14 protein-coding genes are annotated in these 13818 nt (G+C 47.3%); 13 read left to right on the top strand and 1 reads right to left on the bottom strand.

Annotation, left to right across the window (positions count from 1 at the left end):
- The first annotated feature begins 33 nt into the window (after positions 1 to 33).
- The 11 genes from FOF60_RS21360 (at position 34) to hisIE (ending at position 9359) form a co-directional block, all read left to right on the top strand.
- Complete coding sequence (locus tag FOF60_RS21360) at positions 34 to 978, top strand: nucleoside recognition domain-containing protein (RefSeq protein WP_192470035.1); 945 nt, start codon at positions 34 to 36, stop codon at positions 976 to 978.
- Positions 968 to 1612, top strand: a complete 645-nt coding sequence (gene ppaX / locus FOF60_RS21355) for a pyrophosphatase PpaX (protein ID WP_192470036.1) — start codon at positions 968 to 970, stop codon at positions 1610 to 1612. Before FOF60_RS21360 ends, ppaX begins: the two co-directional genes overlap by 11 nt.
- Position 1613: 1 nt before the next feature.
- A complete protein-coding gene (locus FOF60_RS21350) occupies positions 1614 to 2147 on the top strand; it encodes an acyltransferase (protein WP_192470180.1) in 534 nt (177 codons plus the stop codon).
- A gap of 594 nt (positions 2148 to 2741) precedes the next feature.
- Positions 2742 to 3917 carry an ATP phosphoribosyltransferase regulatory subunit gene (locus tag FOF60_RS21345; RefSeq protein ID WP_192470037.1) on the top strand — a complete coding sequence of 392 codons (1176 nt, stop codon included), beginning with the start codon at positions 2742 to 2744 and terminating at the stop codon, positions 3915 to 3917.
- Complete coding sequence (hisG, locus tag FOF60_RS21340) at positions 3914 to 4537, top strand: ATP phosphoribosyltransferase (RefSeq protein ID WP_192470038.1); 624 nt, start codon at positions 3914 to 3916, stop codon at positions 4535 to 4537. Before FOF60_RS21345 ends, hisG begins: the two co-directional genes overlap by 4 nt.
- Positions 4538 to 4567: 30 nt before the next feature.
- Positions 4568 to 5833 (top strand): histidinol dehydrogenase, encoded by a 1266-nt coding sequence (gene hisD / locus FOF60_RS21335; protein ID WP_192470039.1) that lies wholly within the window; start codon positions 4568 to 4570, stop codon positions 5831 to 5833.
- Between the two features lie 20 nt (positions 5834 to 5853).
- Entirely contained in the window at positions 5854 to 6441 is a 588-nt protein-coding gene (gene hisB, locus FOF60_RS21330) for an imidazoleglycerol-phosphate dehydratase HisB (protein ID WP_192470040.1), read from the top strand.
- Positions 6442 to 6551: 110 nt separating this feature from the next.
- Positions 6552 to 7190: an imidazole glycerol phosphate synthase subunit HisH gene (gene hisH, locus FOF60_RS21325; RefSeq protein WP_192470041.1), complete on the top strand. Its 639-nt coding sequence runs from the start codon at positions 6552 to 6554 to the stop codon at positions 7188 to 7190.
- Positions 7190 to 7921, top strand: a complete 732-nt coding sequence (hisA, locus tag FOF60_RS21320; protein ID WP_192470042.1) for a 1-(5-phosphoribosyl)-5-[(5-phosphoribosylamino)methylideneamino]imidazole-4-carboxamide isomerase — start codon at positions 7190 to 7192, stop codon at positions 7919 to 7921. The genes hisH and hisA overlap by 1 nt, the downstream gene beginning before the upstream one ends.
- A complete protein-coding gene (gene hisF, locus FOF60_RS21315; protein WP_192470043.1) occupies positions 7921 to 8679 on the top strand; it encodes an imidazole glycerol phosphate synthase subunit HisF in 759 nt (252 codons plus the stop codon). Before hisA ends, hisF begins: the two co-directional genes overlap by 1 nt.
- The gene (gene hisIE / locus FOF60_RS21310) at positions 8676 to 9359 is read left to right on the top strand and encodes a bifunctional phosphoribosyl-AMP cyclohydrolase/phosphoribosyl-ATP diphosphatase HisIE (RefSeq protein ID WP_192470044.1); all 684 of its coding nucleotides are present in this window, start codon (positions 8676 to 8678) and stop codon (positions 9357 to 9359) included. The genes hisF and hisIE overlap by 4 nt, the downstream gene beginning before the upstream one ends.
- A 43-nt stretch (positions 9360 to 9402) precedes the next feature.
- Here the strand turns inward: hisIE and FOF60_RS21305 are convergent, their stop codons facing one another.
- Complete coding sequence (locus FOF60_RS21305; protein ID WP_192470045.1) at positions 9403 to 10374, bottom strand: NERD domain-containing protein; 972 nt, start codon at positions 10372 to 10374, stop codon at positions 9403 to 9405.
- Positions 10375 to 10777: 403 nt separating this feature from the next.
- Between FOF60_RS21305 and FOF60_RS21300 the strand changes: the two genes are divergently transcribed.
- Positions 10778 to 12286 carry a tetratricopeptide repeat protein gene (locus FOF60_RS21300; protein ID WP_192470046.1) on the top strand — a complete coding sequence of 503 codons (1509 nt, stop codon included), beginning with the start codon at positions 10778 to 10780 and terminating at the stop codon, positions 12284 to 12286.
- Between the two features lie 401 nt (positions 12287 to 12687).
- On the top strand, positions 12688 to 13638 hold the full coding sequence (gene trxB, locus FOF60_RS21295; protein WP_192470047.1) for a thioredoxin-disulfide reductase: 951 nt from the start codon (positions 12688 to 12690) through the stop codon (positions 13636 to 13638).
- Positions 13639 to 13818 lie beyond the last annotated feature (180 nt).

Genomic DNA, 13818 nt, shown 5'->3' with positions numbered 1-13818 from the left:
AATCAAGGCATAACAAATGGGAGAGATGCTTCAATGGGTTCTACATTAAAAAGAGGGTTGATGGTTGGCTTGAACACAACTTGGGCGCTCGGGAAGGTCATCTTTCCCGTCACCTTGATTGTGTCGATCCTACAATACACCCCAATCCTTCCGTGGTTAATCAAACTGATCACGCCCTTGATGTCGCTGTTCGGCTTGTCAGGAGATGCGGCGATTCCGCTTGTCATTGGGAATTTCCTTAATTTATACGCAGCAATTGGAGCAATCCTGACGCTTGATTTGACGGTAAAAGAAGTCTTCATCATTGCGGTGATGCTGAGCTTTTCGCATAATATGCTGGTTGAATCGAGTGTAGCCGTCAAGGTTGGCGTCAAGCTGTGGATCATCGTCCTCGTACGTTTAGGGCTTGCGTTCATATCTGCAGTGGTCATCAATCTTGTTTGGAATGGCGGATCTGAAATCGCGAAATACGGGATGATCCCTGCTAAAAGTGAAGAGGTTTCAGGATGGGGAGCGATCCTGCTTGAAGGCATTACGAAGGCGGGGCTCGGCATATTTCAGCTGGCCATCATCGTCATACCGCTGATGGTCGTTGTCCAGATCATGAAGGATAAGCAGTGGCTTGCCGTTTTTTCAAGATGGATGGCACCTGCAACAAGAGCGCTCGGCATGAAGGAGAACACCTCGACGACAATGGCAGCCGGCCTGCTGATCGGGCTTGCATATGGCGCTGGCGTAATGATCCAGGCAGTCCAGGAGGATGGAGTCAGCAAAAAGGATGTCACGCTGGCGTTTATTTTCCTTGTTGCCTGCCACGCTGTAGTTGAGGATACATTGATTTTCGTTCCGCTTGGCATTCCAGTGCTGCCGCTGTTGTTGATCCGCCTTGGTGTAGCAATATTACTGACAATCACAGTCGCGATCATCTGGAACCGCGCGGACATCGCGAAAAGAAAGGAAGCAGTATATGAGCAATAAAATAGATACAGTCCTGTTCGATCTTGACGGGACTTTGATTGATACAAACGAACTGATTATTTCATCTTTTCTCCATACAATGGAAACCTATTATCCCGGCCAATACAAACGGGAGGATGTCCTTCCGTTTCTTGGGCCATCTTTAAAGGAATCATTCGAGAAGCTGGATCCAGAAGGCTACGAGGAAATGATCACAACCTACCGGACTTACAACCTGGCAAACCACGACCTGCTGGTAAAAGGTTTCGAGGGAGTGTATGAAACGGTCAGGACGCTGAAGGAAAACGGCTTCCATATGGGAATCGTCACGACTAAGCGATCTGATGTAGTTCAAATGGGCTTGAAGCTGACAGGTTTGGACGAGTTTTTCGAGGTGGTCGTCGCACTTGACCATGTTGAAAAAGCGAAGCCCGATCCCGAGCCGCTTTTAAAAGCATTGGACATGCTTGGATCCTCACCGGACCGTGCGATCATGGTCGGTGATAACCATCATGATATCCTCGGCGGCAAAAACGCCGGCACAAAAACGGCTGGAGTTGCCTGGTCCATAAAAGGAAGAGAGCATCTAGAGGAATACAAGCCAGACTACATTCTGGAAAACATGGCTGATATCCTGCCAATCCTTGGGGTGTAGAATGAGAAGGACGACTCGTTATCGAGTAGAAGGAGCAAACTCACTCTGGCATGTTTATAAAACCGTCCCGTTCTGGAAGGTCGTCAAAAATTTCGCCGTCATCCAGGTGGCACGATATACGCCGTTCCTCGGTATAAAAAACTGGCTGTACCGTACATTTCTGCGGATGAAGGTCGGCGACCAGACCTCCTTTGCGCTGATGGTCATGCTCGACGTCATGTTCCCGGAAAAAATCTCCGTTGGCCGCAATACGGTCATTGGCTATAACACGACCATCCTGGCACATGAATACTTGATTAAGGAATACCGCCTCGGCGATGTTGAGATTGGCAGCGAAGTCATGATTGGCGCCAATTCCACCATCATGCCCGGCATCAGGATCGGGGACGGCGCCATCGTCTCCGCCGGAACACTAGTCCACAAAGACGTCCCGGCCGGAGCCTTTGTCGGCGGCAACCCGATGCGTGTGATCTACACAAAGGAAGAACTGGCACAACGCTGGGCAAATGATGAAATTTATGGGACAAACAACTAACTAAAAGCGAAACGGATTCTACTCCGCTTCGCTTTTTTGCATTTTTTCATAGTTGATCCTGACTATATCGAATTGTGGCCTGCGATGAAAAAACGGGTGCGCTTGAGTTCATGAACTGGAAAAAATCAGCGAAAATTTCCAAGTCGCCAATAAAAATTGATTTTCGCCAATAAAGTTGTGAAAATCGCCAATAAAATCAAATTATCGCCAATAAAATTTGAAAATCGCCAATAAAAAATTTTTTCGCCAATAAAAGTCTCATCCAGCTAAAATGGGCGGCCAGCAATAGTCAATCTTAAAATTTATTGCCTATTCATATGAAATTTCCAATAACAATTGATGGTTTTGTCAGCAAACTCGTGTGCTTCACGGAAGGAACAGCCCTTAAAACGGATCTTTCTGCGGCTATCAGGTCCGTGATCTGGTCGCCGACTTCCAGCTCTATTTTAAAAAGCAGAACATGAACAGCTTAAGGTTGACGAATAATAGAATCAACGATAAACTACATATAACTTCATCTTGTTACCATATTAGCGAACTAAAGGATTTAGATAATTAAGATAGATAACACCAGCAACGAAGAGGGTGGAAACAATGAGCAGATTATTCATGTTTGAAAAGCCGCTTGGCATGCGGGATACACTTCCGGAATTGCATGAAGCGAAGGAAAGAGTCCGGAGCACAATCGAAAAAGAAATGAAGCAATGGGGTTTCCAATTTATCGAAACGCCTGCGCTTGAATATTACGAAACAGTGGGAACGGCTTCAGCAATCCTGGATCAGCAGCTGTTCAAGCTATTGGACCAGCAGGGGCATACACTCGTGCTGCGGCCGGATATGACCGCACCGATTGCCAGGGTTGCGGCGTCTAAATTGTTCAAGGACCAGGTCCCATTAAGGTTGGCCTATTCTGCAAATGTCTATCGTGCTCAGCAGCGGGAAGGCGGAAGGCCGGCGGAATTCGAGCAGATTGGTGTCGAGTGTATTGGTGATGATTCGGTCAGCGCGGATGGCGAAATGATCTCACTTGCGATTTCTTCGCTGAAAAAAGCTGGGCTGGAACAGTTTCAGCTTTCTGTTGGTCATGTTGGCTTCGTCAACGAGTTGTTTGTACAGATACTTGGCACAGAGGACCGAGCCAGGGAGCTGACGAAATTTTTATATGAAAAGAATTATGTCGGTTATCGAGAACATGTCAAAGCACTGCCGCTGTCATCAATCGATTCACAAAGACTTCTCGCTTTCCTTGATTTGCGCGGGGGGCCGGAAGTGATTGACAAAGCGTCCGAGCTCATCGAAAACGGAAAAGGCAGAGTGGCGCTGGATGAAATGAAGCTGCTTTGTTCAATCATCGAAGACTTCGGTGAAAGCACCCGGGTCAAATTTGACTTAACGATTGTCAGCCATATGAGCTACTATACAGGCATTTTATTTGAGGTTTATGCAGGAATGGTCGGCTTTCCAATCGGCAATGGAGGCCGCTATGACAAGCTGCTCGAGAAATTCGGGAAATCAACCGGAGCCACAGGGTTCGCGATCAGGCTCGACCGCCTGCTTGAAAGCCTTGGCGATCTGGGCGCGCCTGAGCCGGTCACTTGCATCCTTTTCAGTCAGGAACGGAGAAAGGAAGCATATCAGCTTGCAGCACAGCGCAGGGAAGACGGTGAACGGATCATTCTCCAGGACATCAGCGCCGTACGCAATCTTGATGCATGTTCTGCCGCTTATGCTGATGTCGTTTACCTTGTTGGGAAGGAGGGAGTGCAATGAATGAACAGCTGACCATTGCGATGCCAAAGGGCAGGATTTTTACTGAAGCGGTTGAACTGCTGCGGAACGCTGGCTTTGATTTGCCTCCTGAATTTGATGATTCCCGCAAACTGATCATTGACGTGGAAGAAGAAAACTTCCGCTTCATCTTAGCGAAGCCAATGGATGTGGCTACATACGTCGAACATGGTGTCGCTGATCTAGGGATTGCCGGCAAGGACGTCCTGCTTGAGGAAGAACGGGACGTGTACGAGCTGCTCGATTTAAAAATAAGCGGCTGCTATCTTGCCGTTGCAGGGCTCCCAGATACAAAAATGAATGATGTCGCCCCGAAAATCGCGACGAAATACCCGAACATCGCTGCAGCCTATTTCCGCGAACAGGGCGAACAGGTCGAAATCATCAAACTGAATGGGTCAATCGAGCTTGCGCCATTGATCGGGCTCGCCGACAGGATCGTCGACATCGTTTCAACCGGAAGGACATTGAAGGAAAATGGCCTGGTAGAGTATGAAACGATTACAAGCGTGACATCGAGGCTGATCGTCAATCCCGTCAGCTACCGGATCAAGGATGAGCGGATCAATGACCTGATCAAACGGCTGGATGAAGTCATATAGATTGTGAATCTGAAAGGATTTGATTCTCCCATGGAAATTTTACAGATAGATGGAAGTCTGTCACTCAAACGAACCGTTGATGGCGGAACGGAAGAGCAGCGAAAAGCCGTACAGAATATAATCGCGGAAGTCCGCGCTTCAGGTGATCAGGCGCTCAGGACTTTTACCGAAAAATTTGATAGAGTGGCGCTCAATGATTTCCTGGTGACGGATGAGGAAATCTCAGATGCTTATAAAACGATCAGCAGCGAGCTCGTGGACATCATCACAGAGGCAGCTGACAATATACGTAAATACCATGAAAAACAGCTGCGCCCTTCTTGGATGACGACAGAAGAAAATGGCACGATGCTTGGCCAGAAGGTGACACCGCTTGATTCTGTCGGTGTGTATGTGCCTGGCGGGACAGCCGCTTATCCTTCATCGGTCTTAATGAATGTCATTCCGGCAAAAACCGCCGGTGTTGAGCGGATCGTGATGGTATCACCGCCAGGACAGGACGGAAAGCTTCCAGCAGGCGTGCTCGTTGCCGCAGATATTGCCGGGGTAAAAGAAATCTATAAAGTCGGTGGAGCACAGGCGATTGCTGCACTGGCATACGGCACTGAATCGATCAAGCCGGTCGATAAAATCACAGGGCCAGGAAACATCTATGTCGCCCTCGCCAAGCGTGAGGTTTTCGGAGACGTCGCGATTGACATGATCGCCGGACCAAGCGAAATTGGCATCCTGGCTGATGAAACAGCGCGGGCCAATGAAATTGCGGCCGATTTGCTTTCCCAGGCCGAGCATGATCCTCGGGCATGTGCGGTTTTAGTGACAACATCGCGTACTCTAGCTGAAGACGTACAAAATGAAGTGTATAAGCAGCTTTCGCAACTGCCGAGAAAAGAGATCGCCACACAGGCTATCGAAAACTTCGGGGCAATTTATGTGGCCGCTGATATGGAAGAAGCAGTCAGCGCCATCAACCAGCTTGCACCAGAGCATCTGGAAATCGTCACGGACAATCCGATGGAGCTTTTGGGGAAAATAAAGCACGCTGGCGCGATTTTCCTTGGGAGATACAGCTCAGAGCCTGTAGGTGATTATTTTGCCGGACCGAACCATGTCCTGCCTACGAATGGGACAGCGCGTTTTTCAAGCCCGTTGAGTGTCGAGGATTTCCAAAAGAAATCAAGCATCATCCTTTACAGCGAAAAAGCAATGAATGACAATGGTGCAAAGATTGCTCAGTTCGCCAGGCTTGAAGGCCTGGAAGCCCACGCCCGGGCCGTGGAGGCAAGACTAAAATAGTTATGATGGAGGGAACGCTCATGGAACGCACCGCAACGGTGAATCGATATACGAATGAAACAAAGATAGATCTTGATTTTAGCATCGATGGTGAGGGGAAAACGGAACTGGAAACTGGTGTGCCTTTTCTTTCCCATATGCTCGATTTATTCGCAAAGCATGGCCAGTTTGACTTGAAAGTTGATGCGAAGGGTGATGTTGAGGTGGATGGACATCATACAACCGAAGATATCGGCATCTGCATCGGACAGGCGCTTCGCGATGCACTCGGCGATAAAAAAGGAATCAAACGCTACGGAAACGCTTTTGTCCCAATGGATGAAGCCCTGGCGCAGGTAGTCATCGATCTCAGCAACCGCCCGCACCTCGAAATGCGCGCAGAATTCCCTGCCCAGCAGGTTGGCACCTTCGATGTCGAGCTAGTGCACGAATTCCTGTGGAAACTGGCGCTCGAGGCAAGAATGAACCTGCATGTCATCGTCCATTACGGAAAAAATACTCACCACATGATCGAAGCAGTATTTAAAGCTCTTGGCCGTGCGCTAGATGAAGCGACGACCATCGATCCGCGGGTTAAAGGCGTTCCTTCATCGAAGGGTATGCTTTAAGGAACTAGAAGCATGCCAAGAAAAATCCTTGAACTTGAAGCGAAGGATGAGGCAGTGACCTCCGTGGTGTGAAAGAAAACACGCAATCTGTACAGGAAGGAAGTTAACTCATGATTGGCATCGTCGATTACGGCATGGGCAATCTGTTCAGCGTAAGCAAAGCGCTCGAACGGCTGGATGCACCATACTTTATCTCACAATATAAGGGCAATTTGATGGAAGCAGATGCACTGCTTGTCCCAGGCGTCGGTTCATTCCGTGATGCAATGGAAGTATTGAACCGTACCGGTTTGACGGAAATGATCCACGCTTTCGCCGCTACCGGCAAGCCTGTGCTCGGAATCTGCCTGGGCATGCAGCTGTTGTTCGAAGAAAGCACGGAAAATGGCCTGACGAAGGGCTTGAACCTGCTGCCTGGAAAAGTGGAGCGGTTTACCGGCCAGACGGCTGTAGGGGAAAACTATAAAGTTCCGCATATGGGCTGGAACAAGCTTCGTTTTACAGGTGAATCGCCATTGGTGGCATCACTTAAAGAAGATTATGTTTACTTTGTCCATTCCTATTATGTAAAAACGAACGAGCCGGGAGTCCTGGTGGCAGTCGGCGATTATTATGATGTTGAAGTGCCGGCCATCGTTTGCAGGAACAATATCTTCGGGATGCAATTCCATCCGGAAAAAAGCAGCGATATGGGAATGGCACTGCTCCGGAATTTTGCCAACCTTGCAACAGAAAGGAAGACAAACTAATGAAATTCACAATCTACCCGGCGATCGACATGCGCGGCGGAAAATGTGTCCGGCTGCTGCAAGGTGATTATGACAAGGAAACTGTTTATGGAGATTCCCCTTTTGAAATGGCGAAGAAATTCGCTGATGAAGGGGCAGAGTGGATTCATATGGTCGACCTCGATGGCGCAAGGGACGGCAAGCGGGTCAATGACAAATTTGTCATCCAGGCTGCAAAGGAGCTTGGCGTGAACATCCAGATTGGCGGCGGCATCCGAAGTGAAGATGATATCAACCACTATCTTGATAATGGCGTCACCCGAGTCATCATTGGCAGCATTGCCGTTTCCAATCCGGAGTTCGCTGAGGAAATGGTCAGGAAATATGGCGCGAAAATTGCGATTGGCCTTGACGCGAAAAATGGCTTCGTCGCGACACATGGCTGGCTGAACACTTCCGAGGTAAGTGCTGTCGAGCTTGGCAAAAGATTCGCCGATGCCGGAGCGGAGACATTCATTTTTACCGACATTGCCACGGACGGTACACTAACAGGGCCAAATGTCGCGGCAACCCGCCAGCTTGCTTTGGAAACGGGCAAAAGTGTCATCGCTTCAGGAGGGGTCAGCTCGCTTGATGATTTGGCAGCCCTTCGACAGTTGCGTGAAGATGGTGTCAGCGGTGCAATCGTCGGCAAAGCCATTTATGAAGGCCGGTTCTCGGTGAAATCTGCGTTGGAAGCGGGGGAGTCCTGATGCTAAGCAAACGGATCATTCCCTGCCTAGATGTAAAAGACGGCCGCGTCGTAAAAGGAGTGCAATTTGTGCAGCTCCGCGATGCCGGCGACCCTGTCGAGCTGGCGCGTTTCTACGATGAGAAAGGAGCCGATGAGCTCGTTTTTCTTGATATATCAGCTTCCGTTGAAGGAAGGAAGACAATGGTCGAGGTGGTCAGGGAAGTAGCGTCAGAACTGGCCATCCCGTTCACAGTCGGAGGGGGCATTAACACACTTGAGGATATGAAGAGGATGCTTCGTTCAGGTGCAGATAAAGTATCCTTGAACACCGCAGCTGTCAACAATCCGATATTAATCGCTGAAGGCTCTGATTTCTTTGGCGCCCAGTGCATTGTCGTCGCCATCGATGCAAAGTACGACCCTGAGCTCGGATCATGGCGTGTCTATACCCATGGCGGGCGGAAGCCGACAGATTGGGAAGTGATTGACTGGGCAAAAGAGGCTGTCCGCCTTGGAGCAGGGGAAATTCTACTGACAAGCATGGACAGTGATGGCGAAAAGAAAGGCTTTGACCTGGCGTTGACCCGTGCTGTGAGCGAAGCGGTGACGGTCCCGGTGATTGCCTCTGGCGGTGCCGGAAACGCCGACCATTTTGCTGATGCTTTTACCGAAGGGAAAGCAGATGCCGCACTGGCTGCATCGATCTTCCACTACCGCGAAACCTCTGTAAAAGAAGTAAAATCCTATCTCCGAGAAAAAGGAGTGACCGTACGATGAAAATTGAAGAATTAAAGTTTGATGCTAATGGCCTGATTCCCGCAGTCGTCCAGGATGCAACGACACGTGAAGTCCTGACTGTTGCCTATATGAATGAAGAATCCCTTGGCAAGTCGCTTCAAACACGGGAAACCTGGTTTTACAGCCGTTCCCGCCAGGAGCTCTGGCATAAAGGCACAACAAGCGGCAACACCCAGAGAATAGTCGAGATTAAATACGACTGTGACGGGGACGCCCTTGTGGTCCTCGTCGAACCAGCAGGGCCGGCATGCCATACAGGTGCAGTCAGCTGTTTCTCTGAAAACCTTCTGGAGCGTTCCGATGATGGTGATTCACCGGAAAGCACGCTGGAGCGATCCGATGGCCAGCTCGCTTCACTGGGCGATTTTGCCGTCATGCTCGAGCTGGAAAGTACGATCCGCCAGCGCGAACAGGACATGCCGGAAGGCGCCTACACCACCTATCTATTTGAAAAAGGCGTCGACAAGATCTTGAAAAAAGTCGGTGAAGAAGCATCGGAAGTCATCATCGCCGCCAAAAACCGCGATCCCGAAGAGTTGAAGTGGGAAGCTGCCGACCTGCTCTACCACCTGATGGTCTTGCTGCAGGAACAGAAACTGCCGCTAAAAGAAGTACTAGTAGTATTGAATAAAAGAAAGAAGCCCAGCGCAGGAGAATAGATTGCGCTGGGTTTTATTTGCATTTAGGCTGCCAAAATAGCTTTTAATCAAAGAAGCTTTTTCCCGGAGAGTAGATCCTCCCTTTATTTGTGCCGGAAAACACCAAATCCATGGAAGACAAGAGTCTTTTTGAGGTAGATGAAGAATTTAATTTTAGATAATCCCGGAATTGTTTGTTTGTAATAGAAGGTCCGTAAATAAGGAAATAATCTCTCAAGGCTTGAATATGGGCATCCAAAGATTTTTGACCGCAGCTTTTACACGTCCATTTCCCCTGATGGTAGTCCATACCGAATGTCTCGCAGGAAGCACACTGCACACCCTTAACCATTTTCTCAATCGGAAGGTTCATAGACTTCGGGTCTGGTACCAACGGTTCATGCGCCTTAATTAAAAGTCTGGCTATCTTCTTCATGTCATTTTTGGAAAGAAGTGACTGGGGATGTTTTTTGTAAATTGGCGGGATTTTGAAAGCGACATTCGATGACCTGAAGACTCTATAACTGACTTCCTTGTCATTGGTTGGATTTTTAATGAGGGCCTGTGTATTGCTAATTGCAACTAGATATTCAGTTGGTGGCGGTGTAATATGAAATTTTTTGAGAAAAGCTTTTAACTGGGATGCCTGGATTTTAGCCTGGAGTATCGGGTCGGGAAAAACTTCTTCTATATCGTTTTGAATTCTGATCAATTGATTGAATTCTGGAAGGAAAATGAGTGTTCCTGCGTAATTTTTGGAATCAATGATGAGGAGAAAATAAGGGGTAATAATGAGGGTGTCGATTTGGAAGTGAGTACTGTTGATCGGAATTCTCAAATCGTGCAAAATTACCATCTCAGAGTGGTCAACTTGTTCTAAAAAGTAATCCAGTGTCTTTTCTCCTTTGTAGCCTGCCCGTTTTCGGTAAAGTTTCTTCTCGAATTCTGCTTTTTTGAAGTCATCAGGAGGAAAACGTCTTACTATTGCTTCTAAAATCATGATCTCTTTAGGGTATTCTCTTGTTTTCCCAATCAAATGCTATCACTCCTTAATATTAGTACTGTAATATTCGACTGCATCACCGAAAATACCTTCTTTTACCGTACAGATTCACGATTAGTGAAATATATCGACCACATTTTTCAATATATCGGCGGATTTTTAATTATATCGACCACATTTTGCGATATATCGGCGGATTTTTAATTATATCGACCACTTTTCACAATAATTCGACCAACCGCCAACACACCAGACTTTTTCCACCAACTGGATATATCCCAAAACCACAAATTCAAATCCACACCTTCTCGAACACTCTGTCCGTATGTTATACTACATTAGTTAAAGTTGCTTCGATATAACACTGTTTGTGTATTCTTATACAATTCAAAGGTTCAAAGGATATAGTTTTACTAAAATACAAATGGAGGATCACATGGGAAAAGACTCTAAAGCAATGAAGCAAAAAGGCCAATTGCTGTCATTCGTTCCTACTGGTGAGTATTATTTCACCAAAGGGATCAAAGCTTTCCACAGGCGGGACCTTAAAAAGGCTGAGAAGTATTTCCAGCGCGCGATGCATCTTGAGCCTGGCGAGCCGATGATCGTTTGCCAGTTGGCGATCGTACAGTCGGAGCTTGGTGAATACCAGCAGTCTAACCGCCTATTGCACTTGGTCCTCGAAGAACTTGATGAAAACATGGCCGAGTGCCATTATTTCTTAGCGAATAACTACGCTCATATGGGTTTGTTCCGTGATGCGTTCAGGCATGCTAATCTTTATTTGGAATTGAATGAAGACGGCGAGTTTGCGGAAGATACGAATGATCTGCTTGAGCTTCTTACGATGGAAGCGGAAGAGATGGATGAGGATTATTATGAAGAAGATGACCTGATCGTCAAGCAGGAGGAAGCCCGCAATCATCTGGAATCCGGCGAGTTTCCAAAGGCGATCGAGATCTTCCAGGAGGTCATCGAGGAGTATCCTGAATACTGGTCAGCATACAATAATCTGGCGCTGGCATATTTTTACCTTGGCGAGACAACCAAGGCACGTGACATCCTGAATGATGTGCTTGAGCGGAACCCTGGCAACCTGCATGCATTGTGCAATGCGCTTGTGTTTGCGCATTACCAGGGACATGAGAAGGAAGGCCAGGATCTTAAGGATTCCCTGGAAAAAATACATCCGATCCACATTGAACACCAGTTCAAGCTTGGCGCCACATTTGCGCTGGTCGGCGAGTACGAACTGGCTTACCGTTGGCTGAAAAAGCTGCAAAAAACAGGTTTTGAAGGCGACGGTGCTTTCTATTACTGGCTGTCGCATGCTTCCTATTTTACCGGCAGGGAAAATACAGCAGTGTCTGCCTGGAAAAAGGTGCTCGAGTTCAGTCCTGAAAAAGAGGGAATGGAGCCTTGGGCTGACAAGCCGGGCGTAAAGTTCGAAACGCAGGTTTCGGCGATCCTGAACCAGCTGAACAGTGATTATCCGGAGGAACGGCTTTTTGCGCTATTCCTTACATCACTATCCGCTAAAAAGAAGGAGATTCTCGCAGCGGAGACGTCAACGGATAAAATGACCGAAATGGAAAAATCATATCTTGCATTTGTGGCATCCGGCAAATTGAGCAGCAAGGAAGATGAAGTAAAGGGCGCGCACGAAACGGCAAAGCTCCTTTATGACCACCACCAGCCGATCGGAAAAAATGAAGCTGGGGTATACATCATGTGGTTCTCGGTATTCGAGCAGGCATCAGAAGCTGGCTATGACTTCAAGAACAAAAAAGCATGGGCCGCAGCGGTTGATTATCTCTGGGATAAGCTGAGAAATATCAAGACTTCAAAAGCGACAGTAGCGAAAAAATACGGATTGTCCGTATCAACTCTGTCCAAATATATAAATTTGGCAAACGAGTTTCTTCATGAAGAAGACAGCATTTAAGAGGGTAAGCTAAGTCCGAGCAATCGAGACAAGGTTTACCCTTTTCTCGTTTTTAAAGGCTGTTTTCGTAAAGAGTGTTGTTAAAATCCTAACGCCGATTTTAACGTATTATAAGGCCATTTTGCAGGTCGGTAATAAGTTTGCATTCTCTTTTCTTACAAAGGAGTCAATTTTGCGTCATTTAACTTTATTTTGTATTCAAAAGCAAGAAAGTTTGAGAAAAGAGCCTTTTTAAAATATACAAATGAGGGTATTGTGAAACTATATGTCAATTCCGTGAACTTAAGCATATTTTTGGACTATGCGCCGCTTGTTTTATAGGATATGTTTAGGCAGGAAATACTAATTATAGTATGAAACCGAAATTTAACGGATTATGATATTCAAAGGAGTTGTACACCATGTCAGAAGAGAAAATTTACGACGTCATTATCATCGGAGCCGGTCCGGCTGGAATGACGGCTGCTGTTTATACTTCACGTGCGAACTTGTCGACATTGATGCTCGAGCGCGGCGTGCCGGGCGGACAAATGGCCAATACAGAAGAAGTTGAAAACTACCCGGGCTTTGACCACATTCTCGGACCTGAGCTTTCCACGAAAATGTTCGACCACGCGAAAAAGTTCGGTGCTGAATATGCTTACGGTGATGTAAAAGAAGTCATCGACGGCAAGGAATATAAAACAATCAAGGCTGGCAACAAGGAATACAAAGCACGCTCCATCATCATTTCGGCAGGTGCGGAGTACAAAAAGCTTGGCATTCCTGGCGAGCAGGAGCTAGGCGGCCGCGGAGTTTCTTACTGTGCGGTTTGTGACGGCGCATTCTTCAAGGGCAAAGAACTTGTTGTTGTCGGCGGCGGAGACTCAGCGGTAGAAGAGGGCGTTTACTTGACTCGCTTCGCGTCAAAAGTGACAATCGTTCACCGCCGTGATGAGCTTCGTGCGCAAAAAATCCTTCAGGATCGCGCTTTTGCCAATGACAAAATTGATTTCATTTGGAATCATACTGTTAAGCAAATCAACGACAAGGATGGCAAAGTCGGCAGCGTGACTCTTGTTTCAACACAGGACGGAGCTGAGCAGGAGTTCGCAGCAGATGGTGTGTTCATCTACATCGGAATGGTTCCATTGACAAAGCCATTTGAAGGCCTTGGCATTACGAACAGCAATGGCTATATCGAAACGAATGAGCAGATGGAAACGAAAGTGCCTGGCATCTTCGCAGCTGGCGACATCCGTGAAAAAACACTTCGCCAAATCGTTACAGCGACTGGCGACGGCAGTATCGCGGCGCAAAACGCACAACATTTTGTCGAAGAATTGATCGAAGAATTGAAAGCAAACGCATAATGTAAATGCCAAACCCGCTGGATTGATTCAGCGGGTTCTTTAAACGCTTTTCCAATCTAATGGTAAAAACAGCATGTCTCGGCATAAATTAACAAAACGTAATTATTTATTAATTCTACTGTAACAGTAGTGAAACAATCATGGGGTATTATAGGAGTAGAAATTGACCCCCTTTTAAAA

Origin of the sequence: Mesobacillus jeotgali, from assembly GCF_014856545.2 — a bacterium.
Lineage (GTDB): Bacteria > Bacillota > Bacilli > Bacillales > Cytobacillaceae > Mesobacillus.
Note: the sequence above shows the minus strand (reverse complement) of the source record. Positions and strands in the feature narration are given on the sequence as shown.